Origin of the sequence: Pseudomonas sp. WS 5059, assembly GCF_012985525.1 — a bacterium.
Classification (GTDB): domain Bacteria; phylum Pseudomonadota; class Gammaproteobacteria; order Pseudomonadales; family Pseudomonadaceae; genus Aquipseudomonas.
The window spans coordinates 324834-349526 of the sequence record NZ_JAAQWO010000007.1 but is presented as its reverse complement, the minus strand read 5'-3'; the positions used below and the strand labels follow the sequence as shown (position 1 = coordinate 349526).

At 62.2% G+C, this 24693-nt stretch carries 23 protein-coding genes; 7 read left to right on the top strand and 16 right to left on the bottom strand.

Going from position 1 to position 24693, the window contains the following annotated elements:
* The first annotated feature begins 61 nt into the window (after positions 1-61).
* Both HBO12_RS22125 and HBO12_RS22120 read left to right on the top strand, forming a co-directional pair.
* Positions 62-205, top strand: a complete 144-nt coding sequence (locus HBO12_RS22125; RefSeq protein ID WP_172314908.1) for a hypothetical protein — start codon at positions 62-64, stop codon at positions 203-205.
* Positions 183-569, top strand: a complete 387-nt coding sequence (locus HBO12_RS22120; RefSeq protein WP_170043215.1) for a hypothetical protein — start codon at positions 183-185, stop codon at positions 567-569. The genes HBO12_RS22125 and HBO12_RS22120 overlap by 23 nt, the downstream gene beginning before the upstream one ends.
* A gap of 312 nt (positions 570-881) precedes the next feature.
* Here HBO12_RS22120 and HBO12_RS22115 read toward each other — a convergent pair whose 3' ends face one another.
* The 4 genes from HBO12_RS22115 to sohB all read right to left on the bottom strand — a co-directional run bounded on the left by HBO12_RS22115 (position 882) and on the right by sohB (position 4096).
* Positions 882-1331, bottom strand: coding sequence for a hypothetical protein (locus tag HBO12_RS22115; RefSeq protein ID WP_170043214.1), 450 nt, complete (start codon positions 1329-1331; stop codon positions 882-884).
* Between the two features lie 186 nt (positions 1332-1517).
* The gene (locus tag HBO12_RS22110) at positions 1518-2126 is read right to left on the bottom strand and encodes a LysE family translocator (protein ID WP_169956967.1); all 609 of its coding nucleotides are present in this window, start codon (positions 2124-2126) and stop codon (positions 1518-1520) included.
* A gap of 259 nt (positions 2127-2385) precedes the next feature.
* A complete protein-coding gene (locus HBO12_RS22105; protein WP_169956966.1) occupies positions 2386-2790 on the bottom strand; it encodes a hypothetical protein in 405 nt (134 codons plus the stop codon).
* A 283-nt stretch (positions 2791-3073) separates the two neighbouring features.
* Positions 3074-4096, bottom strand: a complete 1023-nt coding sequence (gene sohB / locus HBO12_RS22100; RefSeq protein ID WP_170043213.1) for a protease SohB — start codon at positions 4094-4096, stop codon at positions 3074-3076.
* A 193-nt stretch (positions 4097-4289) separates the two neighbouring features.
* Here sohB and HBO12_RS22095 point away from each other — a divergent pair, with 193 nt between their 5' ends.
* The 3 genes from HBO12_RS22095 to hglS all read left to right on the top strand — a co-directional run bounded on the left by HBO12_RS22095 (position 4290) and on the right by hglS (position 6920).
* Positions 4290-5000: a histidine phosphatase family protein gene (locus HBO12_RS22095; RefSeq protein ID WP_169956964.1), complete on the top strand. Its 711-nt coding sequence runs from the start codon at positions 4290-4292 to the stop codon at positions 4998-5000.
* Positions 5001-5055: 55 nt separating this feature from the next.
* A complete protein-coding gene (locus HBO12_RS22090; RefSeq protein WP_169956963.1) occupies positions 5056-5370 on the top strand; it encodes an SCP2 sterol-binding domain-containing protein in 315 nt (104 codons plus the stop codon).
* Positions 5371-5549: 179 nt separating this feature from the next.
* Positions 5550-6920 (top strand): 2-oxoadipate dioxygenase/decarboxylase HglS, encoded by a 1371-nt coding sequence (hglS, locus tag HBO12_RS22085; RefSeq protein ID WP_170043212.1) that lies wholly within the window; start codon positions 5550-5552, stop codon positions 6918-6920.
* Positions 6921-7070: 150 nt separating this feature from the next.
* On the opposite strand, the gene HBO12_RS22080 is transcribed toward hglS, so the two are convergent.
* The 8 genes from HBO12_RS22080 to HBO12_RS22045 form a co-directional block, all read right to left on the bottom strand.
* Positions 7071-7310 carry a DUF465 domain-containing protein gene (locus tag HBO12_RS22080; protein WP_032857259.1) on the bottom strand — a complete coding sequence of 80 codons (240 nt, stop codon included), beginning with the start codon at positions 7308-7310 and terminating at the stop codon, positions 7071-7073.
* 78 nt (positions 7311-7388) lie between these two features.
* Positions 7389-9923: an excinuclease ABC subunit UvrA gene (locus HBO12_RS22075; RefSeq protein ID WP_170043211.1), complete on the bottom strand. Its 2535-nt coding sequence runs from the start codon at positions 9921-9923 to the stop codon at positions 7389-7391.
* Positions 9924-9980: 57 nt separating this feature from the next.
* Entirely contained in the window at positions 9981-12110 is a 2130-nt protein-coding gene (locus HBO12_RS22070) for a hybrid sensor histidine kinase/response regulator (protein ID WP_170043210.1), read from the bottom strand.
* Positions 12111-12339: 229 nt separating this feature from the next.
* Positions 12340-15438: an error-prone DNA polymerase gene (locus HBO12_RS22065; protein ID WP_346343191.1), complete on the bottom strand. Its 3099-nt coding sequence runs from the start codon at positions 15436-15438 to the stop codon at positions 12340-12342.
* On the bottom strand, positions 15414-16829 hold the full coding sequence (locus tag HBO12_RS22060; RefSeq protein WP_169956957.1) for a Y-family DNA polymerase: 1416 nt from the start codon (positions 16827-16829) through the stop codon (positions 15414-15416). The genes HBO12_RS22065 and HBO12_RS22060 overlap by 25 nt, the downstream gene beginning before the upstream one ends.
* Before the next feature lie 7 nt (positions 16830-16836).
* Positions 16837-17448 carry a translesion DNA synthesis-associated protein ImuA gene (gene imuA, locus HBO12_RS22055; protein ID WP_169956956.1) on the bottom strand — a complete coding sequence of 204 codons (612 nt, stop codon included), beginning with the start codon at positions 17446-17448 and terminating at the stop codon, positions 16837-16839.
* The gene (gene lexA / locus HBO12_RS22050) at positions 17448-18065 is read right to left on the bottom strand and encodes a transcriptional repressor LexA (RefSeq protein WP_170043208.1); all 618 of its coding nucleotides are present in this window, start codon (positions 18063-18065) and stop codon (positions 17448-17450) included. The genes imuA and lexA overlap by 1 nt, the downstream gene beginning before the upstream one ends.
* A gap of 79 nt (positions 18066-18144) precedes the next feature.
* Entirely contained in the window at positions 18145-19113 is a 969-nt protein-coding gene (locus HBO12_RS22045) for a Gfo/Idh/MocA family protein (RefSeq protein ID WP_170043207.1), read from the bottom strand.
* 141 nt (positions 19114-19254) lie between these two features.
* Between HBO12_RS22045 and HBO12_RS22040 the strand changes: the two genes are divergently transcribed.
* On the top strand, positions 19255-19617 hold the full coding sequence (locus tag HBO12_RS22040) for an NUDIX hydrolase (RefSeq protein WP_169956953.1): 363 nt from the start codon (positions 19255-19257) through the stop codon (positions 19615-19617).
* A gap of 3 nt (positions 19618-19620) precedes the next feature.
* On the opposite strand, the gene HBO12_RS22035 is transcribed toward HBO12_RS22040, so the two are convergent.
* On the bottom strand, positions 19621-19869 hold the full coding sequence (locus HBO12_RS22035; protein ID WP_169956952.1) for a DUF1652 domain-containing protein: 249 nt from the start codon (positions 19867-19869) through the stop codon (positions 19621-19623).
* A 462-nt stretch (positions 19870-20331) separates the two neighbouring features.
* Positions 20332-20661, bottom strand: a complete 330-nt coding sequence (locus HBO12_RS22030) for a hypothetical protein (RefSeq protein ID WP_170043206.1) — start codon at positions 20659-20661, stop codon at positions 20332-20334.
* Positions 20662-20829: 168 nt separating this feature from the next.
* Here HBO12_RS22030 and HBO12_RS22025 point away from each other — a divergent pair, with 168 nt between their 5' ends.
* Positions 20830-21375: a hypothetical protein gene (locus HBO12_RS22025; protein WP_169956950.1), complete on the top strand. Its 546-nt coding sequence runs from the start codon at positions 20830-20832 to the stop codon at positions 21373-21375.
* 57 nt (positions 21376-21432) lie between these two features.
* Here HBO12_RS22025 and HBO12_RS22020 read toward each other — a convergent pair whose 3' ends face one another.
* Together HBO12_RS22020 and HBO12_RS22015 are read right to left on the bottom strand one after the other, a co-directional pair.
* Entirely contained in the window at positions 21433-22071 is a 639-nt protein-coding gene (locus HBO12_RS22020; RefSeq protein WP_169956949.1) for a hypothetical protein, read from the bottom strand.
* 119 nt (positions 22072-22190) lie between these two features.
* Positions 22191-24668 carry a TonB-dependent siderophore receptor gene (locus HBO12_RS22015; RefSeq protein WP_170043205.1) on the bottom strand — a complete coding sequence of 826 codons (2478 nt, stop codon included), beginning with the start codon at positions 24666-24668 and terminating at the stop codon, positions 22191-22193.
* Positions 24669-24693: the final 25 nt, after the last annotated feature.

Sequence of the window (24693 nt, the reverse complement as noted above, 5' to 3'; positions counted from 1 at the left end):
CTCTTCAAATCCTGAGGTCAGCACCGTCATGAACCTTTATGCGATCGTCAAAAGAGTCCTGTTGGCCCTGATTTTATTCGCCCTGATGGCCAGCGTCCTGCCTTCGCGGGGGCAGCTGGTCAACCTGGGGGGCGGTAGCGGGTTCCTGGTGGGCCAGAGCATCGAGCAGGCAGCTGCATGCTGTGTCGCCAGTGCATTGCGATAAGGCGGGGGCCAGCTACACCTGGCAGTTGGTGCTATGCCTGGGGCTGATTGTGGGCGTGTCGCTTGCCATGGGGGCCTACATCGTCCAGTTGAATGCGCGCGTTGATAAGCAACGAGAACTGTCGCCGGTATACCTGCACCAATGTGGCAGCGGGCGCGGCGGTTTTATTGTGTACCGCGACGGCAGGCGCAGCAGTGATGACTGCTACCCCATCGATGAAGCTCAATCGCCGGGCATCGAACAGATGCGCGACCAGCCAGGCCCGCACCGCGCGCAGTGGTTCAAATACATCCTGCCTGCCGTCGAAAGCCTGCGCCGGCTGGACGCCAATCCCAGGCGCGCTAAAGTTGCCCGGACAGTCTGATCGGCACCTCCACGCCCCAGCCGAAACCTCGGTACAGCAGCGTGCAAGCTGCATCTGATACGCTTTTTTCTTTAACACCTGCATCTGTACCGAACAGACCACAACCGTGACAATGGCTCATCGGCAGGAACTCTCCAGCCGCCCTTCTTCCTTTTGGAGGCCCCATGGCTAAGATGGCATTTTTTCTTCTCGGGTTTCTGGCACTGACCGTTGGAATCGGCCTGCTGGCTACGATCTCGCCGGTCTGAAACCCGGGTCAAGGTGCGCGTGATACACCGCTGTACCCAGCGCACGATTTGGCGTGTTTAACCGCTAGTTGATCAACTCGGGATGGACGCTCATCAGGCTGTCTGGCTTGTCCTTGAGGCCATTGCAACAGACGTAGCCATTATGCAGATAGAGCCCCGGGTATTTTTTAAAGCTCACGGGGTCGAGGGTCACGTATCTCGCATTACTCCAGCCCGAATAGGCGTAGAGGTAGCTGCGGTCGGTAAACGAAAGATACTCTGCGGTATCGACCGTCATAATGTACCAATTCCCGTCGCCATAACTGATAACCAGGAATTTCGAGGCCTGGTTAATATCCTTGGTGGTCATGACGTATCCGCTGGACATCATCAAGTACCTGGCTGGGTTAACCGAGTTGTCTTTGAGATAGGCCAACTGAGAGGGCGGGGCTTTGAACCCCTCTGCAGAACCTCCGGCTTCGGGATGGGGTTGCAACGCGTCTGCGCCCGGCGGGCTGATGAGTTCCTTAGACATTGGGTGACACTCCATTGACTCAAGATTGATGGTTTAACGACGCCCCAAAAACAACATTCGTTGAAAGGCTCGAAAACCGTGGACAGCAATTGATAGTGGGCAAGCCACTGACTGTCCGATACTGTCAATTCTCACAGTTCATTAGAGTCATTCACGATAGCCCCAAGGCTTGATATCCCGAACCTGTCACCCGAGGAAAAACATCGGGTACAACGACAACACCAACAACCCCGCCATCGACCAGTTGAATAGCTTCAACCAGCGCGGCTCACGCAAGACATTGCGCAAGCCGGTGCCACACCCGGCCCACACGCACACACTCGGCAAGTTGACCACAGCAAACACCACGGCAATGATCAGCACGTTAGTGAAGTAACCTTCCGCCGGCGTATAGGTGGTGATCGCCCCCAACGCCATGACCCAGGCCTTGGGGTTGACCCACTGAAACACCGCAGCGGCGAGAAAGGTCATGGGCTTGCGCTTGCCGTCCGTGTCATCCGACATCGCGCTTGAAGTCGCGATCTTCCACGCCAGGTACAACAAATACGCCGCGCCGATGTAACGCAATGCGGTGTAGGCCCAAGGCCACGCCTTGAACACTTCCCCCAGGCCCAGGCCGACCGAAATCACCAACACCATAAAACCCACGCTGATCCCCAGGGCATGGGGAATCGAGCGGCGAAAACCGAAGTTCACTCCCGACGCCAGCAACATGGTGTTATTGGGCCCAGGGGTAATCGAAGACACGAAGGCAAACAGCGCAAAGGCCGACAACAGGCTGGTGGACATGAACATGGGGCGTTATCCAGGCGATTTATTGTTGCACTGACAGTAGAGGGTTCTGTGGCGCCTCGCCCCGTACAGCTGGGGGCAGATCGAGAGATACAATTCCCGATCAACGATGCTCCATCCTCGTGCCCTGCCCCCGCACAAATGGCACGATCGCTATTTAGCGATGGCGTAGAATCAAGCCAACGTCACGATCATATTCAGGGGACTGCGGACAATGCTCAGTGCTGATAATCGCGGCCGATGGCTATAGCGCAGGTGCTGATTAGAAAGTAATTGATTGGGCTGGATAGAAGAGCATATTGAGCACAAACAGAATCATCCAGAAGCCGATCTCCAGGGTTTCAGTAATAGGCTGGATACGCTTCAAAGCCCCGTACACATGCACCACAAACATCAATGAGAAAACTACGAACAGCATATCGAACGCATAACTAAAGCTGGTGCCCGTAGTTGCCGAGCGCAACATCGCCACTTCTACCACCAGGATAAACGCCCCCAGGCAGCGCCCAAAATAAATGGCCAGATGCTGATGCTCGGGAATCGTCCAGCGCATCGCCCGGGCCCAGGCAATCGGCGCGATAAAGATCGGCAAGGCAAAAAACAGGGTGGTGAAGAGCATCAGCGTGGTGATGTAATACTGGCTGTAGTGCGCATAGTAACCGAGCATCAGGCGATTCCTTATCCTTGAGAATAACCCCTTTGGGGTAGAGCCCAAGAATTACAGCCAGCAATACCGGTGTCCAATGTAAGCAGGTCGCGCAACACCAAAGAGAATGGACTTGGGTAAAGGGGATTACTACCTAAGATGCACTGTGTAATCCCCTACGCTGCCAAGGCGCCCCGGACGACAACAAAGTGTATAGCCTGCATCGCGGCGATATATGAGCCAGCTTGCGGGCAATAGCGATCTGAAGATCGTCATGGTCTGCAAGCCGACTACAAGGCGGGGGTTACCAGAAGCGCTGTTGGGTCAGGCGGCTCCACCAGGTCAGCAGTACCCGGTCTACCGAGCCGCTGGCCGCCAGGCCCACCCGCTCTTGCAGGCTTTTGCGCTCGGCATAGTGCAGGTGGAACAGTTCGGCGGTCTTGGCCCTGGTGGCCAGGTATTCGTCACTGGTCTGCAAGGCGTCCACCAGTTGCTTGTCCAGCGCCGCGACGCCCAGCCAGACTTCGCCGGTAGCCACTTCGTCAATGGCCAGTTGCGGGCGGTAGCGCGACACGAAGTTCTTGAACAGTTGATGGGTGATGTCCAGGTCTTCCTGGAACTTCTCCCGGCCCTTCTCGGTGTTTTCGCCAAACACCGTCAGGGTGCGCTTGTACTCGCCAGCAGTGAGTACTTCAAAGTCGATATCGTGCTTTTTCAGCAGGCGGTTGACGTTGGGCAACTGGGCCACCACGCCAATCGAGCCGAGGATGGCAAACGGCGCGCTGATGATCTTCTCGCCGATGCACGCCATCATGTAGCCGCCGCTGGCCGCGACCTTGTCGATGCACACCGTCAAGGGCACGCCCGCCTCGCGGATCCGCGCCAATTGCGAGGACGCCAGGCCATAGCTGTGGACCATGCCACCGCCGCTTTCCAGGCGCAGCACCACTTCGTCCTTGGGTGTGGCCAGGCTCAGCAACGCGGTGATTTCATGGCGCAGGCTCTCGGTGGCTGAGGCCTTGATGTCCCCGTCAAAATCCAGGACAAACACCCGTGGTTTGGCCTCGGGGGTTTTCTTCTGTTTTTTCTCGGCCTTGCCCTGGGACTTGCGCAGGGCCTTGAGCTGATCCTTGTCGAGCAAGGTCTGCTCCAGGCGCTCGCGCAGGCCTTTGTAGAAATCATTGAGTTTGCTGACCTGCAACTGCCCGGCATTCTTGCGCCGGCCCTTGCTGCGCAACGCCGCAAAACTGATCAGCACCACCAGAATGGCGACGACCAACGTAACGGTTTTAGCCAGAAAACTTGCATACTCAGCCAAAAACTCCATGGGACTCCTTACAGAAACGGTGCGCCAGGCGCGGATTGCCCCAGCATACCGATGGGACTGCCGGTGAGCCAGAGCTGAAACCCCTTGAAACGGGCCTCTAACGAGCTTTTAAAACAAGCGTATGTTTTTTCATTGACAGCTTCCCGGCATCCTCATAACCTCGCCAGACTTTCAACGTACCGGGTGAACGGACGTGGGCAGCATCTATTTGATTCGACATGGCCAGGCCTCCTTCGGTGCAGACGACTATGACGTCCTGTCGCCTGTCGGTGTGCAGCAGGCCCAGGTACTGGGCAGCCACCTGGCGGACCTGGGCCTGACGTTCGACCGCTGCGTATCGGGCGACCTGCGCCGCCAGCAACACACGGCCAACGCCGCGTTCGAAGCCATCGGCGCCCAAGGCTTGCCGGTGCCGCCCCTGGAAATCGACAGCGCCTTCAACGAATTCGACGCCGACGCGATCATCCGCGCCCTGCTCCCAGACTTGCTCGACAGCGAGCCCGAAGCCCTGGAAATCCTGCGCAACGCCCCACACAACCGTGGCGAGTTCCAGCGCATCTTCGCCCTGATCATCGAGCGCTGGCTGAGCGGCACCTATGACACGCCCGGCCTGGAAAGCTGGCTGGGGTTTGTCGAGCGCGTCCAGGGTGGCCTGCAGCGCCTGCTCGAGACTGCCGACAATTCCCACAAGATTGCGGTATTTACCTCTGGCGGCACCATCACCGCCCTGCTCCACCTGATTACCCGCATACCTGCCACCCAGGCTTTCGAGCTGAACTGGCAGATTGTCAACACTTCGCTCAACCACTTGAAGTTCCGTGGTCGCGAAGTGGCACTGGCTTCCTTCAACAGCCATACCCACTTGCAACTGTTGAAGGCGCCGCAGCTCATCACTTTCCGATGACTGCGGCCAACCGTGACCCCAAGGTCACTGGCACCACCCATAAAAGGATCGAACCATGACTGACGTAGCTAAAGCCGTAGAAGCAATGAAAGCCAAATTCAACCCAAGCGCTGCTGCCGGCCTGGACCTGGTGTTCGGTTTCCGTATCGACGACACCCAGAACTTCTCGCTGATCGTCAAGGACAGCACTTGCGAATTGCAAGAAGGCGAGAACCCTGACGCCCAGGTGACTCTGGTGATGGATGCTGAAACCATGAAAGGTATCGTCAGCGGCGAAACCGATGGCATGCAGGCCTTCATGGGCGGCAAGCTGCGCGCCGAAGGCGACATGATGCTGGCAATGAAGCTGAGCGAATTGTTCCCAGGCTGATCCAGGGCAACCTGGGTTGACCAATCCCGCCTACCCAGGCGGGATTTTTGTTTATGCCTGTGGCGCTCATTCATTTGCAGAATGAAGTCCAGAGGAATCTTCGTTTGCACCCAAGGGCACCGCCCAACAAAATCTGGCTCACGGCCCATACCACCGTTATCGCAGCCAGGAATTTTTCTATGCCTACCCCGCGCCATATCAGCCCCGACGACATCCGCAAAGACTTCTCCAGGGCCATGTCCGACATGTACCGCGAGGAAGTACCGCTGTATGGCGCGCTGCTGGAGTTGGTGGCCCAAACCAATGCCCGGGTACTGGCCAGCGATACCGACCTGGCGCAGCAACTGCAGCGCACCGGTGAAATCCAACGCCTGGACATGGAGCGCCACGGCGCCATCCGCCTGGGCAGCGCCTATGAGCTGGCAACCATCCGCCGCCTGTTTGCGGTGATGGGCATGCAACCGGTGGGCTACTACGACCTCACCCCGGCCGGCGTGCCGGTGCATTCCACCGCCTTTCGCGCGGTGCATGAAAGCGCCTTGCAGGCAAGCCCGTTCCGGGTCTTTACCTCGCTGCTGCGCCTGGAACTGATCGAAAACCTTGAACTGCGAGCCTTTGCCGAAGCCGCCCTGGCCAAGCGCTCGATCTTCACCCCACGAGCCCTGGCGCTGATAGAGCAAGCTGAAACCGACGGCGGCCTGAATGCCGGCGATGCCCAGGCCTTTGTCCAACAAGCCCTGGAAACCTTTCGCTGGCACCACACCGCCACGGTCAGCGCAGCCCAGTACCAGCAACTCAGCGACCAGCACCGGCTGATTGCCGATGTGGTGGCCTTCAAGGGCCCGCACATCAATCACCTGACCCCACGGACCCTGGACATCGACCGCGTACAAGCCGACATGCCCGGCAAAGGCATCACCCCCAAAGCCGTGATCGAAGGCCCGCCCCGCCGCCAATGCCCGATCCTGCTACGCCAGACCAGCTTCAAGGCCCTCGACGAAGCCATCGCCTTTACCGATGCCAAGGGCAGCCACAGCGCCAGGTTTGGTGAAATCGAACAGCGTGGCGTGGCCCTGACACCCAAAGGCCGGGCACTCTACGACCAATTGCTCAACGCCGCGCGGGATGAACTGGGCGCCTTCCCCAACGAAGCCAACGCCCAGCGCTACACCGAACTGATGGCGCAGCATTTCCAGGCCTTCCCGGATAATCACCGGGCCATGCGCGAACAAGGGTTGGCGTTCTTTCGCTACTTCGTGACCGACACGGGCCGCGCAGCCGACAAGAGCCCGCAACCCAATCTGGACGCACTGCTTGCGGCCGGCTGCGTGGCAATCGAACCATTGGTGTACGAGGATTTTCTGCCGGTCAGCGCGGCGGGGATTTTCCAGTCGAACCTGGGCGATGCGGCGCAGAGTCACTACACGGCCAACGCCAACCAGGCCGAATTTGAACAGGCCCTGGGCCGCCGGACCCTTGATGAATTGCAACTGTATGCAGACACCCAGCAGCGCTCGATCGACGCTTGCCTACAGGCGCTACGCACCTAGAAAAGAGAGTTCGCCCGACACCACAACGCATTCCATGCGCAGTCAACGTGCCCCAGGGTCGGGCGAACGGTTGGGATAATAGGCAGTGGAGGGGCTGCTGTCCTTCGGTCAATTCTGAACAAATATGGACACCCCCGCTCCCAACGTTGGCTAGTGCCCCTTGGTCTGTTCCAGTTGTTCGACGATTTTATCTTTGATCAACAGGCGTTTCTTTTTCAGGTTCTCTACATCATCGTCATTGGCACTTGCGGATTCTGCTTCCAGCACCTCCTTGTCGGCGACGTCATACTGGGTGAGCAATACATCTAACCGATGGTGGCTTGCCCGACGCTGCTGAACGTCTTCCTTGCTCAACCCCAAATCCTGATAAAGATCATGTTTCACTGGCATGAAGTACCTCCGCAAGTTAATCAATGACTGGTACACCTTGAAGCTAGCCCATCCATGGGCCTCTTGTCATGCCCAAGGTCAATTCCCCTGGCCCAGTTCCCGTGCGAGGAACGGGGCGGTGCGGCTGGTTTTGTTCTGGGCGAGGTGTTGGGGCGTGCCGCTGGCGACGACTTTACCGCCACGGTCGCCGGCGCCTGGGCCGATGTCGATGACCCAGTCGCTCTGGGCCACCACGCGCATTTCGTGTTCGACCACGATCACCGTGTGACCGGCGTCCACCAGGTGGTTGAGTTGCAGTAGCAGGCGGTCGACGTCACGAGGGTGCAGGCCGGTGGTCGGCTCGTCGAGCACATACAAGGTCGCGCCCCGCGCGGTGCGTTGCAGTTCGGTGGCCAGCTTGATCCGCTGGGCCTCGCCGCCGGACAGTTCGGTGGCCGGCTGGCCCAGGCGCAGGTAACCCAGGCCAATGTCGCGCAGGACTAGCAACGCACGCAGTACGCCCGGTTGTTCGGCGAAGACGTCCACCGCCTGCTCGACGGTCAAGCCCAGCACCTGGGCGATGTTCAGGCCCTGCCAGGTAATCGCCAGGGTCTGGGGGTTGTAGCGCGCGCCATGGCAGATGGGGCATGGTGCGTAGACGCTGGGCATAAACAGCAATTCGACGCTGACAAAACCCTCGCCCTCGCAGTTCGGGCAGCGGCCCTTGGCGACGTTGAAGGAGAACTGCCCGGCATCGTAGTGGTGTTTTTTCGCCGCCGGGGTGGCGGCGAACAGCTTGCGCACGTTATCGAACAGGCCGGTATAGGTCGCAAGGTTGGAGCGCGGGGTGCGGCCGATCGGCTTCTGGTCCACCTGCACCAGGCGGCGGATCTGCTCCAGGCCCGCGCGGATGCGCCCGCCGCTGGTTTGCGGTGCGTCTTCCAGATCGGGCTCGTCGTCGCTGACCACCACCCGCCCCAGGCCCTCCCCCACCAGGTCCAACAGGGCCTGGCTGACCAGGCTGGATTTACCCGAGCCGGAAATCCCCGTCACCGCGGTAAAACAGCCCAGGGGGAAGTCCACGCTCACCCCGTCGAGATTATTGCGGCTGACCCCTTCCAGGCTGAGCCAGCCACTCGGCGCACGGTGCGAGGTGTTCAACGGGCGCGGCTCGGCAAACAGGTACTCACGGGTCTGTGAGGCTTCAATCTGTGCCAGGCCCGCCGGTGGGCCGCTGTACAGCACCTGGCCGCCTTGCTCGCCGGCTGCCGGGCCGACATCGATCAGCCAGTCGGCGCGGCGCATGGTTTCCAGGTCGTGCTCCACCACAAACAGCGAGTTGCCGGCGGATTTCAGGCGTTCCAAGGCAGTGAATAAGGCTTCGCCATCGGCCGGGTGCAAGCCCGCCGACGGTTCATCCAGCACGTAGATCACGCCGAACAACTGCGAGCCCAATTGCGTCGCCAGGCGCAGGCGCTGCAACTCGCCAGAGGACAGGGTCGGCGTGCTGCGCTCCAGCGACAGATAGCCCAGGCCCAGGTCGGTCAGGGTGCTGACCCGCTCCAGCAAATCCTGGGCGATGCGTTGGGCGGCCAGGCGTTTTTCCACCGAGAGTTTTACCCGCCCCTTGCCCTCGGCCACCGGGCGTAAAAGCTGTGCCAGTTGCAACAACGACAGCTGCGACAACTCGCCAATATCCACTCCGGCGAATGTCACCGACAGCGCAGCCTTGGTCAGGCGCTTGCCCTCGCACAAGGGGCACGGGCTGCCTTGCATGAACTGCGCGACACGCTTTTTCATCAGCGCACTCTGGGTGTGGGTGAAGGTGTGCAGGATGTAGCGCCGGGCGCCGCTGAAGGTGCCCTGGTAACTGGGTTCGAGTTTGCGCTTGAGGGCGTCGCGGGTTTGCGCCGGGGTCAAGCCGGCATACACCGGCACCGTGGGCGTGTCCTCGGTGAAGAGGATCCAGTCACGCTGTTTTTTCGGCAGCTCGCGCCAGGGGACATCGACGTCATAGCCCAGGGTCACGAGGATGTCCCGCAGGTTTTGTCCTTGCCAGGCCAGCGGCCAGGAGGCGACGGCACGTTGGCGAATGGTCAGCGAGGGATCGGGCACCATCAGCGCCTCGGTCACCTCATACACGCGGCCCAGGCCGTGGCACTGCGGGCAGGCGCCCTGGGGCAGGTTGGGCGAGAAGTCTTCGGCGTACAGCATCGGCTGCCCCGGCGGGTAGCTGCCAGCGCGGGAATAGAGCATGCGGATCAGGCTGGACAAGGTAGTCACGCTGCCCACCGATGAGCGCGTGCTAGGCGTGCCCCGCTGCTGTTGCAAGGCCACGGCGGGCGGCAGGCCTTCGATCGAGTCCACATCCGGCACGCCCACCTGGTCGATCAGGCGCCGGGCATAGGGCGCCACCGACTCGAAGTAACGCCGCTGCGCCTCGGCGTACAACGTGGAAAACGCCAGGGACGACTTGCCCGACCCCGACACCCCGGTGAACACCACCAGGGCATCCCGTGGGATGTCCACATCGACATTGCGCAGGTTGTGTTCCCGGGCGCCCCGCACCCGGACAAAACCGGGGCGCGCGGCAGGCAGATCGGTGGCAGGCGGCAAGTGGCGCTGTGAAGTCATGGTCAACCTTATAGGAGGCGGCAAGTCCAGTGGTGGATCCGGCACCCTGGCAAACGTTCAATCGCAGTGGTTTATCCGCGCGGTCAGCACCGAGCGTACCTGTTGCGTCAGCTCTTCGGGGCTGTAGGGTTTGCCCAGCAGATGTATTTCGCTGCCCAGCAGGTGGTCGCTGGAAAGAATGTCACGGGTATGCCCGGAGGTGAACAGTACCGCAACCGGCGGCTGTTGCGCCTTGGCCCACTCGGCCAGGTCGGTGCTCTTGATTCGCCCCGGCATCACCACATCGGTGAAGATCAGGTCCGGCCGCAAGCCGGTGCGCAGCATCAGCATCGCATCATCGCCATCCTCGGCGGTGAGCACTGTGTAGCCGGACTGTTGCAGCAACTCCACGGCCGCGCCGTGTACACCTTCGTTGTCCTCCACCACCAGGATGGTTTCCCGGCCGCCTTCTTGCAGTGCCACGGCGGCAGGTGCCTCCTGGCTTTCCGGCTCAAGGCTGTGGGGAAAGTACATCTGCACCACGGTGCCCTGCCCTGGCTCGCTGCTGATCTGCACATGCCCGCCGCTTTGCTTGACGAAACCAAACACCATGCTCAAGCCCAGGCCGGTGCCGTGACCGTCCGGCTTGGTGGTAAAGAATGGCTCGAAGACCCGCCGCAGCACCGCCGGCGGCATGCCCGCCCCGGTGTCACTGACCGACAGGCGCACATATTCACCGGGGGCAATCCCGTTGCGGCTGCCATCCTCGGGTGACAGGGTGATGTTTTCACCGGTGATGCGGATCACCCCCTCGCCCTTCATGGCATCCCGGGCATTGATCGCAAGGTTGAGCACGGCGTTTTCCAACTGATTGCGATCGACATGGATGCACCATGGATCTTGCGGTAATTGCACATCGATCTGGATCGTTTCCCCCAGGGCCCGCTGCAGCAATTCACCCAGGCCTTCATAAATGCGCCGGGGGTTGAACACCGCCGGTGACAGGGGCTGGCGCCGGGCAAAGGCCAACAGTTGCGAGGACAGCTTGGCGCCGCGCTCGACAGCCGCCAGGGCGGCACCGACGCGCCGTTGTACCTGGGGATTGTCCCGTTCATGGCGGGCCAGCAAGTGCAGGTTGCCGGCAATCACCTGCAGCAGATTATTGAAGTCATGGGCCACGCCCCCGGTCAGCCCGCCAATGGCCTCGAGCTTTTGCGACTGGCGCAACTGGTCCTCGGCGGCCGAGCGCGCCTGGACTTCGGCAGCGACGCGCTGCTCCAGGTTATGGGTGAGCTTGAGCAGGGATTCTTCGGCAATCTTGCGCACATGGATATCAATGATCACCCCCGGAAAACGCAGCGGCCGCCCGCCCGCATCCAACTCGCAACGCCCACTGGCCAGTACCCACAGATAGCTGGCGTCAGGGCGCCGCACGCGAAACTCGACGTTATACGACCCGCCGGTTTCCAGGGTGCGGGCAATCAGGCGGTTGACCCGCGCCAGGTCATCGGGGTGGATGATCTGGGTGGCAACGGCAATGGACAGGCCCTGCTCCACGTCATCCATAGACAGGCCCAGGGTGCGGGCAAAACGCTCGTCGCCCGACAGCCGATCCGGCAGCACATCCCAGACAAAGGAGCCCAGCAGCGCCCCGGCATTGAGCGCCAGTTGCAAGCGCTCGTCCGCCACGCGGTAAGCGCCCTCGGCTTCCTGGCGCAAACGCTCGGACAGCACATGCGCGGTGGTTTCCACGACAATCGCCAGCACCCCGGCCGGCTGCTGGTCGTCACCGGCCACCGGGCTGTAATAGAGGTCGAGCCACAAGTCTTCGGGGCTGCCATTGCGCAGCAGCATCAAGGCCTTGTTGCGATAGGACAAGGTGCCGCCAGCCAGGCAGGTGTCCATGACATGCCGGTTGAAGTCGGCCACTTCCGGCCAGCCTTGCTCCACCGGCACGCCCAGCAGAAACGGGTGGCGCCCGCCGGCGAACACTGAGTAACTGTCGTTGTAGATCATGTGCCCGGCGCGCCCCCAGAGCATCACCATCGGCACCGGCGAAGCCAGGAGCATCTGCACGGCGCAGGTCAGGCTGGTGGACCAACTGTCAATCGAGCCCAGGTCCGTGGTCGACCAGTCAAAGGCACGAATCCTTTGGGCCATTTCACCGCCCCAGCCGTCACAACCATGGGTATTGGATAAAAATTGCATGGATCAACTCGGTGCAGAGAGAGGGCAGTCGCCAATGTTGGAGCATAGCCGGACGCGATGGTTTCACTGCATCTGCGAACCATTGCAGGAGCAAGCTTGCCGGCGATGGTCGTTAACCATGGCGTGGGCCCTAGGTGTTCTTGCTGGCAAGCCTGCACCCACAGAGGATAGCGCTCCGCGCGCAGGCTCGGCCCGTTACACCACGATGGCCGCAGGAAGGTTGCCCCCCTCAGCGGAAATCCCGGCTACGCACGCTGATCCCCGCCAACAGCGGCGTCAGGTCGCTCAAGCGGCCAGCGATCAAATGGCGCACTTCGCCTACCGCTTCCCAGCGCCCATCCACCTTGAGCAGCCGTGAGCCCACCAGCACCTGGCGCTGACGCTCGGCCAGGTCGCGCCAGACCACCACGTTGATGTTGCCAAACTCATCTTCCAGGGTCACGAAGGTCACGCCGCTGGCGGTGCCCGGTCGCTGGCGCCCGGTGACCAGGCCGGCAACGCTGACATTGCGCCCATGCTCCACCGCCTGTAGCTCCTGGGAACTGCGACAGCGCCGTGCGCGCAGTTGATCACGCAGCAGCGCCAAGGGATGGGGCCCCAGGGTGGTGCCCACGCTGGCATAGTCGGCGTACAGGTCTTCGCCGACGCTGGGGGCCGGCAGTTGCACCGCCTCTTCCTGCGGGCTCGACACCCCGGCAAACAAGCCCAGCTGTTTTTCCACCCCGGCCACGTCCCAGCGCGCCCGATGCCGGTGCCCGGCCAACTGGCGCAAGGCCCCGGCATCTGCCAGCAGTTCCTGGGCCCGGCTGTCCAGTTGGGCGCGTTCACCCAGGTCAGCGATAGTCGCAAACCTGGCGCCCTGGCGAGCTTTTTCGATACGCCGGCCCTCTTCTTCGCGAAAGCCGCTGATCATGCGCAACCCCATGCGAATCGCCGGTTGCTCGCCGTCGATGGGTTCCAGGCTGCAATCCCAGTCACTGGCGGTCACGTCCACCGGGCGAATCTGCAAGTGATGGCGGCGTGCGTCCTGCAGGATCTGGTCCGGGCTATAGAAACCCATGGGCCAGCTGTTGATCAGGGCACAGGCGAATGCCGCCGGCTCATGGCATTTGAGCCAGCAACTGGCATAGGTCAGCAAGGCGAAGCTGGCCGCGTGGGACTCCGGAAAACCATAGCTGCCAAAACCCTTGATCTGCTCGAACACCTGGGCGGCGAAGGCCTCGCTGTAGCCGTTTTTGAGCATGCCGGTGCGCAATCGCTGGCGATGGGGCTCCAGGCCGCCATGGCGCTTCCAGGCCGCCATCGAGCGGCGCAACTGGTCTGCTTCGCCAGGGGTGTAGTGCGCCGCGACAATGGCGATCTGCATCACTTGCTCCTGGAACAGCGGGATACCCAGGGTGCGCTTGAGTACCGCCTCCAGCTCGGGCGACGGATAGGTCGTAGGCTCTTCCTTGTTCCGCCGCCGCAGATATGGATGCACCATGCCGCCCTGGATCGGCCCGGGGCGCACGATGGCCACCTCGATCACCAGGTCATAGAACGTCTCGGGCCTGAGCCGGGGCAGCATGGACATCTGCGCCCGGGACTCGATCTGGAACACGCCTATCGTGTCGGCGCGGCTGATCATTGCGTAGGTTGCCGCATCGTCCGGGGGCACTGTCGCCAGCGTCAGGTCGCGATGGCGATGGCGGCGCAGCAGGTCGAAGCAGCGGCGGATCGCGCTGAGCATACCGAGGGCGAGGATATCCACCTTGAGTAGGCCCACCGCGTCCAGGTCGTCCTTGTCCCACTGGATGATGGTGCGCTCGGCCATGGCGGCGTTTTCCACCGGCACCAACGTGTCCAGCGGCTGCTCGGAAATCACGAAGCCGCCGGGGTGCTGGGACAGATGGCGCGGAAAGCCGATCAGTTGTTGGGTCAGCCCCAGCACCCGTCGCAACACCGGGCTGTCCGGGTCGAAGCCACCCTCGCGCAAGCGTTCCAGGGGCGGCGCCTCATCGCTCCAGCGCCCACAGCAATCGGCCAGCGCGTTGACCTGATCCGGTGGCAGGCCCAGGGCCTTGGCCACATCACGCACTGCGCCGGCACCGTGGTAGCTGCTGACCACCGCGGTCAAGGCCGCGCGACGCCGGCCATAGCGCTGGAACACGTATTGCAGCACCTCTTCGCGGCGTTCGTGCTCGAAGTCCACGTCGATGTCCGGTGGCTCGTTGCGCTCACGGGACAGGAAGCGTTCGAACAGCATGTTCATCCGCCCCGGGTCGATCTCGGTGATGCCCAGGGCAAAGCACACTGCCGAGTTGGCCGCCGAGCCACGGCCCTGGCAGAGGATCGAACGGCTGCGGGCGAAGCGCACGATGTCGTGCACCGTCAAAAAGTAGCTTTCGTAGCCCAGTTCGCTGATCAACTGCAGCTCATTATCGATCTGCTCCAGGGTCTTGGCTGTCGCGCCCTCGGGCCAGCGATGGGCGATGCCCTCTTCGGTCAAGGCACGCAGCCAGGATTGTGGGCTCTGCCCTTGCGGCACCAACTCCCTGGGGTATTGATAGCGCAACTGGCTCAGGTCGAAAGTGCAACGGCTAGCAATGTGCAGCGACTCCGCGAGCAAGTGCGCCGGGTACAGCGCGCGCAGGGCCTCCAGGCTGCGCAGGTGCCGCTCGCCATTGGGGTGCAGGCGCTGGCCGGCCTGCGCCACCGGCAGGTGGTGGCGGATGGCGGTCATGGTGTCTTGCAAGGCGCGCCGGCTGCGCACATGCATATGCACATCGCCACAGGCCACGGCCGGCAGGTGCAGGCTGGCAGCCAGTTGCAGGCGCTGCGCCAGGCGGCGGGCATCGTCCTGGGCGCAATGCAGCTCTACCGCCAGCCATAGCCGCCCGCTGAAGGTCTCGCACAGCCACTGGCCGTCGGCAGGCGTATCGCCCTCCTCGGCCAGCCACAGCACCAGCAACCCCGGCAGCGGGTCGGCAAAGTCTTCGCGCAACAGGCGGTACTGGCCTTTTTCGGCACGCCGCCGGGCCAGGGTGATCAACCGGCACAGGTGCTGATAGCCCTGCAGGTTCTCCACCAGCAGCACCAGTTTCGGGCCGTTTTCCAGGCGCACCTCACTGCCGACGATCAACCCCAGCCCGACCTCCTTGGCCGCCTGCCAGGCGCGCACGATACCGGCCAGGGTGCATTCGTCGGTGATTGCCAAGGCCTGATACCCCTGCTGTTTGGCGCGCTCGAACAACTCGCGGGCACTGGACGCGCCACGCTGGAAGCTGAAGTTCGACAGGCAATGCAGTTCGGCGTAGCCCTCCATCATGCAAACCAGCCTTGCAGCCACAACCCGGCGCTGTCGCCCACGGTGCGATAGGCCCAGCCTTGCTGCCCGGCGCGGGTGCGCACCAGGTAGTAATCGCGGCGGATATCGGCGCCATCCCACCAACCGGATTCGATACGCTCCGGGCCCAGCAGGATCTGGATGCCCTGCTCGGCCAGCAAGGTCGGTTCGTTGAGCAGCCAGCCAGGGCGTTGCACCGGGCTCAAGGCTGGGCAGGCGCGGCTGTCGGCGCCCGGCAGCCAGGCGCACTCGGGGCGATGGTCAGCATTAAAGCGCAGGCCCTGCACCGCCTCATCCCCCAGGCGCGCCCGCAGACGTTCGCGCAATTGCACCCACGGTAGGGTTTGCTGCGGGCGCTCGTCGAACAGGTCCTGGCGCTGTGGCACAAACACCGGCAGGTCCTCGGCCAGCAGGCGCAGGCCACGCACCGGTGCGGCCACTTGCACCTGCTCCAGGCGGCCACGGGCCAGTTCAAACAGCATCGAGGGTTCGCGCTCGGCACTCAGCAGGCCCACCGTGATCACGCTGTCTGGCGCCTCGGCATGCTCCAGGTGCAGGGCAAAACGCTGCACGCCACTGTCGCGGCCACAGAGGAACGCGGCGAGGTCGCCAGTCAGGCGCCGCAAGGGAAACAGCAACGCCTGGTGGGACTGCACATCGAAATTCAATTCGATGCGCAGGTCAAACCGATCCGGCGGCTGATAAAAATCCAGGCCCAGCGGCCGCAGCCCGGTCAAGGCATCCAGGTGCTTGAGCAACCCGGCGTCGAAGCGCCTGGCCAAGGTATGCCGGGGCAACGCCTGGACCTGGGCCAGGGTCCGCAGGCCCATGCGCGACAAGGCCGTGGCGGCTTGCGGGTCGATGCCGACGCGATCGATCGGCATCGGCCCAAGGGCTTGCTGGAGCGCCTCGGCATCGGCCACCGCCAGGCCATCGTAGGCATTGGCCAACACCCGCGCGGCGGCCGGGTTGGGGGCGGCGACGATACGGTGGCGAAAGCCCAGGTCGCTCAGTTCCTCGCGCAAGCGTGCTTCCAGCAGCGGCCACGGCCCGAACAGGCCCAGGCTCGATTCGATTTCAAACAGCAAGGCCCGTGGATAGAACACGCTGACCTGGGAACTGAAACGGTAGGCCCAGGCCGCGAGCAGTTGTTGGCAGCGCTCGATATCCACCGGGTCGTATTCGACGCAGGCAAAGGCCTTGGTCAGGGCATGGGCCGCCGTCAGGGATAGGCCGGGGCGCAGGCCCAAGGCACGCGCGGCGCCATTGACGGTTTGCAGCACCCGGCGTTGCGGCGGGCCGGCCAACAACGCCAAGGGTTGCTCGGGCTCGGGACGTCGACGCAAGACCCCGTCCAACGCCAATTGCGGGAAGACAATACACACCCAGCGCATATCAACCTCAGTGCCCGCTGGCCAGGGCAATGGGTGCGGGATGGGCCAGGCCACCGCGGCACTTGAGCACCCGCACCTGGCTCGGCTCGACGGCCAGGCGCAGGGCGGCCGGTGACGGGTTGATCGCCTCGCCCATGGCCCGCCAGGCAAACGCCAGGGTCTGGCCGGTCTCGGCGGCCACCTGCAAGCGGCGCAAGGCCCGGTCATCGGCCTTGCGTGGCCAGCACAGCACCGCGCCGCAACTGCCGGAGCGCAGGCACTGCTCGGCCGCCCACAAGGCATCGCGCTCATCGGCCTGGATCACCGAGAGCTGGCGCAGGTCCACCCCGGCGTTCTGCCAGGCGTGGGGGTATGGGGTATACGGCGGCGCCACCAGCACAATGCGCTCGCCGGCCGCCGACAGCCGCGCCAGGGTCGGCCAGACCAGTTGCAACTCGCCCACGCCCTGCTGGGCCACGAGGATTTCACTCAAGGCCGCCGCCGGCCAGCCACCGCTGGGCAACACCGCATCCAGGGCCGCCAGCCCGGTGGGATACACACTGGCCGGCGGCGCGGCCGGCCGCCCCTTCCACACCCGCCCGCCATTGAACAGCGAGTCCAGTGCAACCACGGCGCCCATCACCCTTGCCTCACCAGGCCACAGAACACGCCTTCGATGGCCAGGTCCTGGTCGGCACGGACCACGATAGGTTGATAGGCCGGGTTGCGCGGCAACAGGCGCACGCTGTGGCCCATCCGCTCGAAGCGCTTGATGGTGACCTCGCCGTCCAGGCGCGCGACCACGATCTGCCCGTTCAGCGCCTCGGCACTGCGGCGCACGCCCACCAGGTCGCCATCGAGGATGCCGTCTTCGATCATCGAGTCACCCTGGACCCGCAGCAGATAATCCGGGACCCGGGCAAAGGTCGCCGGGTCCAGCATCAGCCGCGCATGCACTTCGGCGTCGGCGCCGATGGGCAGGCCGGCGGCCACGCGGCCCAGCACCGGGACCTCCAGCCATTGCGGACGTGCCGGTTGATTGAGCAGGCGAATACCCCGGGCCTGGTTCGGGTTGACCTCGATAAACCCGGCCTCGGTCAGCGCCAGCACGTGTTTGCGCGCCACACTGCGCGAAGCAAAACCGAAGGCCTCGGCGATCTCGGCGAGGCTGGGGGACTGACCTTGCTGCGCGATACGTTCGCGGATGAAGTTCAGGATGGCGGAGCGGCGGGGAGTGAGAGTCGTCATGGAGCACATTTGTACTCCTGTGGGAAATTTCTGACAATAGCCGCCAGTCAGACAAACACCTTGGCGGCTCCGACAAGGGTGGGCGGGGTCAGGGCTTGCGCTGCAACACCCGATCCATGATGCGGTCGGTCTTCAAGGCCTCGATCGCCAGTGCCGGGTGTACGCTCTCGCCACGGATATGCGCGTTCATGCCCAGCACGTGATGCCACTGGATATGGGGGTGATGGGCAATATGCAGGGTCTGGCTGACCTCGGCCTCAAGGTGCAACGGCTGCTCGTCGAACACTGCAAAGCTGATCCGCCCTGTGCTACCGATCAACTCGACCCGGTCTTCACGCCGGTCCGCCACAAAGTTCCAGCAGCCCATCCCCAGCGCGCCCGAGCTGAAGCTCCAGCAGGCGGTGACCGCATCTTCCGCCGCATAGCGCCCGGCCTGGCGCGCGGTATACCCCGTGACCTCGACGATATCCCCCGCCAGGTACTGGAACAGGTCGAAACCATGGCTGGCGAGGTCGGCAAAATAACCACCGCCGGCAATCGCCGGGTCGGTGCGCCAGTTGCTGGCGTTGGTGTCCGTGGGCGATGGCGGCTTGCACAACGTCCAGCTCAGGTGCCGCAACTCACCGATGCGCCCTTCTTGCAGCCAGGCACGGACCTGCTGGAAGCGCGGCAGGGAACGGCGGTAATAGGAAACAAACAGATGCAGCCCAGCCCGCTCGAAGGTGCGCTGCATCAACGCGCTCTGCTCGGCATTCAGCGACATCGGTTTTTCTACACAGCAATGCTTGCCCGCCGCTGCCACCAACAGGCTGTACTCCAGGTGGCTGTCGGGTGGTGTGGCGATGTACACCGCATCCACTTCGGGGTCATCGATCAGCGCCTGGGCATCCGTGTAAAAGCGGGCAATCCCGTGGCGTGCCGCATAATCGCGCACCGCTTCCTCGCGACGCCCCATCACGGCCACCAGGGCCGAGCCTGGCGCTTTGTAGAAAGCGGGTCCACTCTTGAGTTCAGTAACACTGCCACAACCGATCATGCCCCAGCGGATGGTGCTCATCAGACTTTCCTTCAGCGGTATTTTTTCAGTCGGGCAGTATCGGCGTTTTCCTGCGTGGTCTCCAGCCTCCCCCTATAAAGACCTAGCATGACAATTGCATTACACTTTTATGACAATCATCCAGCTGCGGGGGCACAGACGATGAAAATACGCGCAACGGTGATTTGCGAACACGAGGGGCACATTCTGTTCGTGCGCAAGGCCAGGTCGAAATGGGCATTGCCCGGGGGCAAGGTCGAGCGCGATGAGCGCCCGGTCGGCGCGGCCGAGCGGGAGTTGCAGGAGGAAACCGGGCTGAACGTGGATGGGTTGCTGTATCTACAGGAGTTGAAAGCCAGTGACACGCTGCATCACGTGTTTGAAGCCTCGGTGGTGAACATCGACCAGGCCCGGCCCTGCAATGAAATCATCGATTGCCAGTGGCATGCCTACAGTGCGTTGGAGCAACTGGACGCCACCGACGCCACCAAGCGCATTGTGCGCTCGTTTCTGCGCCGGCTCTGACGCCTAGCCGAATGCCGCAAACCCACGGCGCCCGGCCTTGAGCTCGGTGCGCAGCTCGCCGATCAGGTTGGAGATGGCACGGATGCTATCCAGGCCCTGGGGCGACACGCCGGTCAACAGCAGGTCGACGCGACCGGACTCCGGCTCAAAGACACGGATGGTCAAGAAACCCTGGGGGTTGACGCTACAGTCGCACGCCAGCGGGACGAAACCGGACGCCATGATGCGGCTCAACTCAACGATCGGAATCATCCTGGGCACCCTTGCTCGCACATGACGCGATGGACGTGATCCATGCAGGGTAGATCAGGTTGTGCAACGCGTGTAGGCAATCCTACGAAAGTGTTAGCCACCCCACACTTTTCCCCGAAAGCGCCGGCGCAATGACGCCAGAAAAACCACGGACACTTATCTGCCAAGCAGGTATGAAGGTCAAATCCCGGGCAAAAAAAATCCCAAGTAGCTGATGGAAACTTGGGATTTAAAAATGCATAAACCGTGGGAGGTGAACGCCCGGTCATAATAACCACCGAGACAACCTGTAACAAGTTTATTATTAGCCTTTCGTCGGATTGAAACAGCGCTAAGTCATTCAATAACCACACATTTTTCATGGTTCGCGATATCTTTAGTGCCACTTTTTGGTGCAACTTCCAAACTTGCCGGGTTAAAACCCTAATAACTATCAGGTTAATAAACCAGTCTGCAGCGTGTCTATCTACGCGCCAGTTTGTAGCGCACGCACTCTTCATAAAAACTCGAACGCACCGCCGTCGGCTTGAGCCGCGAGGGGCTGTCATAAGTCTGCTCGGTGATGCCCATGGCCATCATGCGCATCCACGACTTGTCGAACTTGTACCGCTGGATCTTCTGCCGCGCCGCATACAACGAAACGCCAGCCAACTTCAGCTCCTGGGCCCTGGCCGCCGTACCCGCGCCCCAACTGCACATGTACCGATCCCCTTCACGCAGCGCCTTGCCCTGGGCTGCCGCTGCCCCGCCCGCCAGGGCCAAGGCAATCAGCGTGATTTTTACGTTGCGCATTGGCATCCACCTAACCACCTGAAAATAAAAGTGATTTTGGCGAAACATGCGGCAGATGGGGGCCAGCAAAATGCTTTCTTGGCGATCTCCCCTTCCCGCGCGGGTTGCCGCCCTACCAGCGGCTGACCATAATCGCGCCCCCCTACCCCCCTCACGCAAGGAAATGCCGTGAAGAAGTTTCTTATGTTGGCCCCACTGGTCTTACTGCTGCTGCAAGGTTGCGGCGTGACCATGACGCAATACGAGCCCAATTTCGACAACGTCCAGCGCCTCAAGCAGACGCCAGCGCTGCAACCCATCAGCCAGGCCAAGGTTACTGCCGCCTCGGGCCAGGGTTCGTTGATGGTCCGGGCCAATCCGATCAGCTCGCCCACCGGCAGTATCCCGGCCCATGTGCAGGCGGCGCTTACCCAGGAACTGTCCCTGGCCGGCCTGCTGAATCAAAGCGCGCCGCGGCGCCTTGACGTACTGCTGGTGAAGAACGAGCTGACAGCTGGCGTGGGTTCCGGCCACGGCACACTGGCCGCGCGCTTTACGTTGCTCAAGGATGACGCCGTGGTGTACGACGCCACCAAGGAAGTGACCAGCGTATGGTCCAGTTCATTCTTCGGCCCCATTGCGATTCCGAATGCGGCGAATGCCTATAACCCGCTGGTGCGTGACTTGCTCAAGGCCTTGTACAGCGATCCGCTGTTCATTCAGGCACTCAAGTAAAAACCCGGGTAAAAAAAAGGGAGCCGGTCAGCCGGCTCCCTTTTTTTGCAGCCAAAATCAGGCCCGCGGCACACCGGCATCCAGTGCCGAGTACTTCAGGTTATTGCTCTCGACCATCTGTTTGAGCAGCGCATTGACCTGGCGCGTGAAGGTATCGGTCACCGCTTCTTTTGGCGTGTAGGCCATCATCGGGATAAACCAGATACCCAACCAGGTGTTGATCGCATCGTGGTTGCTGCCTTTGCTCAGCGCCTGGCCCTGTGGGTCCAGGGCCTCCAGGCTCATGGTGTACTGGTCGGTACCCAGCGCCGGGATAATGGTGAAGGTGAAGCCGCTGATAAACGCCAATGCCATCTGACCGCCACCTGGCGGATGGTTGTAGACCTTCAGGCGCAGGCTGTAGTCGCCCGGCTGCTTCTGGAACTCATCCAGGGTCACGCGGCCGAACAGGCCGGAATCGGTGAGGATCTTTTGCAGTTGCGGACGCAGCATGTCCCGCGCCTGGGGGACTTCGGCAGCGGCAGCGTTGGTCGGTTCGCCCTGATAGAAATCAAAGTCGACATAGACGTTCGGCTTGTTGGCGAAGCTCGCCTTCGATGGCAGGGTGACTGGCGCGACTTCGTCCTTGGTGAAGCTGGCGCAGCCACTCACTGCCAACATCATCAGGGCCAACCCCAGCATTTTTCCAATGTGCATTACGACTTCCTTAGTTGATGGAGCGTCTCCATGGCCGGAGGTGCTGGGGGCGGATAATAGAGAGTCAACGGCCCGGGTAAAAGGCCGCTGTAGGAAAAATCTTCACTCGTTATCGGCATTTACCATTGATACGTCGCACTGGCCTGCACCGTGCGTTGCGAGCCGTACCAGCACCACGAGTACGAATAGCAGGACGCCACGTACTCTTTGTCCGCCAGGTTGGTGGCGTTCAGCGCCAGGCGCAGGTTGTCGCCCAGGGTGTTGATGTGCGGGATGTCGTAGTGCACCGACGCATCGAACAAGGTGTAGCCGGGAACCTTCAAGGTGTTGGCCGTATCGCCCCAGGACGAGCCGACATAACGCGCACCCGCGCCGACGCCGAAGCCCTTGAGGTTGCCGTCATGCAGGGTGTAGTCGGCCCACACCGAAGCGGTGTGGCGCGGCACAGCGTAGGTGGTGGTGCCCTGGGTCGACACGGCCGGGCCTACGCCGATGTCGGTGATCGGCGCGTAGCGCACGGTGCTGTTGGATTTGCTGATGCGGTTATCGAGGTAGGCATAGGCCGCCGTGATATCCAGGTTGTCGTTGAGGCTGGCCTTGCCTTCGAGTTCAAAGCCACGGGAGCGCACTTCACCGTCCTGGACCTGGCAGCGACCGTTGCCACACAGGTGGGTGGGATCCGGATCCATGGTCGGCACGTTGTTCTGGCGCAGGTCAAAGATGGCGGCGGTGATAAAGCTGTTGCTGCCTGGCGGCTGGTACTTGATGCCGATTTCGTACTGCTTGCCTTCGGTGGGCTTGAACACCGAACCGCCGTAGCCGGTACCGGTTTGCGGCGAGAAGGATTCGGAATAGCTGGCGTAAGGCGCCAGGCCGTTATCAAAGAGGTAAACCACGCCCAGGCGGCCGGTGAAGGCTTTGCTGTCCAGGGAGGATTTGGTTTTCTTGCCGTCGGTCAAGCTCAACGAGCTGTTATCCGTGCTGGCCCAGTCATAACGACCGCCCATCAACAGTACCCATTTATCCCACTTCGCCTGCTCCTGCAGGTACACACCGGTCTGCTCGCTACGCTGGGTCGCGTCGCTGGAAAATGCCGGGGTGGTCACCGGCGCACCGTACACCGGGTCGAAAATATCCAGGTCCGGTCCCTTGCCGTAACCGGCCTTGGTATCGACGCTGGTGTTCTGGTAATCAAGCCCCATCAACAGCGTGTGCTGCACCGGGCCGGTGTCGAACTTGCCCTGCAACTGGTTATCCAGGTTGTAGGCGTCCATGTCGACATCGGTGGCGATGGTCGAGCGGTTCAAGGTGCGGTAATCGGCCTGCAGGTTGCTGCTGTAGATACTGCGGTAGATCCCTTCGCTGCGCATATAGCGGGCGTTCTGGCGCACGGTCCAGACGTCGTCGAGGTGATGCTCGAAGGCATAGCCGATGGAGTAATGCTCGCGGTCACTCTTCTCGAAGTTTTTCTCGCCATCGTAGAAGTCGACATCGATCTTGCGCCCCAGCGGGCTGTGCAACACCGAGCCCCAGGCCGGCATCGAGCCGTAGGAAGCCCCCTTGGGATCCTTCTGAAAATGCCCCAGCAGGGTCAGCGAGGTGTCCTCGTTCGGGCGCCAGGTGAAGGCCGAGGACAGCGATTGACGACGGGTCTCGGTGTGCTCCACCTGCCCGTCGGCATCGTCGAACAATCCGGCGACGCGGTAGGAATACACCCCTTGCTCATCCAGCGGGCCGCTGAGATCGAAGGTGGTGCGCTTTTTGTCGAAGGTGCCGTACTCCACGCCGACTTCATGGAACGGCGTATCCAACGGGCGCTTGGTGACCATATTGATCACGCCACTGGGGCTGCCCTGGCCGTACAACACCGAGGCTGGGCCGCGCAGGACCTCCACGCGCTCCAGGTCGAAGGCATCCTTTTGCGGCGAGGCATCGCGGCTCGATGCCACGCGCAGGCCGTCGAGGTAAGTCACCGGCGAGAAGCCGCGAATGGTCAACTGGTCCAGGCGCGAGGCGGTGGCGCCACGGGTTTCCGGAACAACCGCGGCGCTGTAGCGCAGGATCTGGTTGAGGCTCTCGGCATTCTGCGCACGCATCTGGTCTTTGGTGACCACCGAGATCGATTGCGGGGTCTCGATCAGCGCGGTGTCGGTCTTGGTGCCCGACAGGCTGCGCGTGGCCACATAACCGGACACCGGGCCGACGGGGCTTTCACTTTGAGCAGCGCCGCTGATGGTGGTGGCCTGCAATTCCACCGAGCCATCCGCCTGGGGAATCGGCTCGATGCGATAGCGCTGGGCAGACAGCGCCTGGGCACGCAAACCGCTGCCCGCCAGCAACTGGGCGAGTGCCGCGTCGCTGCTCAAATGCCCGTTCAAACCGCTGCTGCGCTTGCCACGGGTCAAGACCGGATCAAAGGCCAGGACCAGCCCGGCCTGTTCGGCAAAGCCGTTGAGGGCCTGGCTCAGGTCACCGGCAGGGATCGAGAAATGGCTGCTTTCATCAGCCCATGCGGTGTGAATGGTCAGGGGCACAGCGGCAAAAGCCATCGCCACTGACAGCGCCAGCGGGTGCAACGGACGAGCAAAGCGTGACATGAGAGGTCCTGGAAAAGAGGGTTCT

Excerpts from the sequence above, each read along its gene's own strand:
- imuA (WP_169956956.1), bottom strand. The coding sequence starts at position 17,448 with ATGGGCGCCGTGGTTGCACTGGACTCGCTGTTCAATGGCGGGCGGGTG.
- sohB (WP_170043213.1), bottom strand. The coding sequence starts at position 4,096 with ATGGAGTTTTTGGCTGAGTATGCAAGTTTTCTGGCTAAAACCGTTACG.
- HBO12_RS22080 (WP_032857259.1), bottom strand. The coding sequence starts at position 7,310 with ATGCCAGTGAAACATGATCTTTATCAGGATTTGGGGTTGAGCAAGGAA.
- HBO12_RS22105 (WP_169956966.1), bottom strand. The coding sequence starts at position 2,790 with ATGCTCGGTTACTATGCGCACTACAGCCAGTATTACATCACCACGCTG.
- lexA (WP_170043208.1), bottom strand. The coding sequence starts at position 18,065 with ATGTGCTCCATGACGACTCTCACTCCCCGCCGCTCCGCCATCCTGAAC.
- HBO12_RS22030 (WP_170043206.1), bottom strand. The coding sequence starts at position 20,661 with ATGCGCAACGTAAAAATCACGCTGATTGCCTTGGCCCTGGCGGGCGGG.
- HBO12_RS22040 (WP_169956953.1), top strand. The coding sequence starts at position 19,255 with ATGAAAATACGCGCAACGGTGATTTGCGAACACGAGGGGCACATTCTG.
- HBO12_RS22110 (WP_169956967.1), bottom strand. The coding sequence starts at position 2,126 with ATGTTCATGTCCACCAGCCTGTTGTCGGCCTTTGCGCTGTTTGCCTTC.
- HBO12_RS22075 (WP_170043211.1), bottom strand. The coding sequence starts at position 9,923 with ATGACTTCACAGCGCCACTTGCCGCCTGCCACCGATCTGCCTGCCGCG.
- HBO12_RS22070 (WP_170043210.1), bottom strand. The coding sequence starts at position 12,110 with ATGCAATTTTTATCCAATACCCATGGTTGTGACGGCTGGGGCGGTGAA.
- HBO12_RS22090 (WP_169956963.1), top strand. The coding sequence starts at position 5,056 with ATGACTGACGTAGCTAAAGCCGTAGAAGCAATGAAAGCCAAATTCAAC.
- HBO12_RS22060 (WP_169956957.1), bottom strand. The coding sequence starts at position 16,829 with ATGCGCTGGGTGTGTATTGTCTTCCCGCAATTGGCGTTGGACGGGGTC.
- HBO12_RS22020 (WP_169956949.1), bottom strand. The coding sequence starts at position 22,071 with ATGCACATTGGAAAAATGCTGGGGTTGGCCCTGATGATGTTGGCAGTG.
- HBO12_RS22035 (WP_169956952.1), bottom strand. The coding sequence starts at position 19,869 with ATGATTCCGATCGTTGAGTTGAGCCGCATCATGGCGTCCGGTTTCGTC.
- HBO12_RS22045 (WP_170043207.1), bottom strand. The coding sequence starts at position 19,113 with ATGAGCACCATCCGCTGGGGCATGATCGGTTGTGGCAGTGTTACTGAA.
- hglS (WP_170043212.1), top strand. The coding sequence starts at position 5,550 with ATGCCTACCCCGCGCCATATCAGCCCCGACGACATCCGCAAAGACTTC.
- HBO12_RS22015 (WP_170043205.1), bottom strand. The coding sequence starts at position 24,668 with ATGTCACGCTTTGCTCGTCCGTTGCACCCGCTGGCGCTGTCAGTGGCG.
- HBO12_RS22115 (WP_170043214.1), bottom strand. The coding sequence starts at position 1,331 with ATGTCTAAGGAACTCATCAGCCCGCCGGGCGCAGACGCGTTGCAACCC.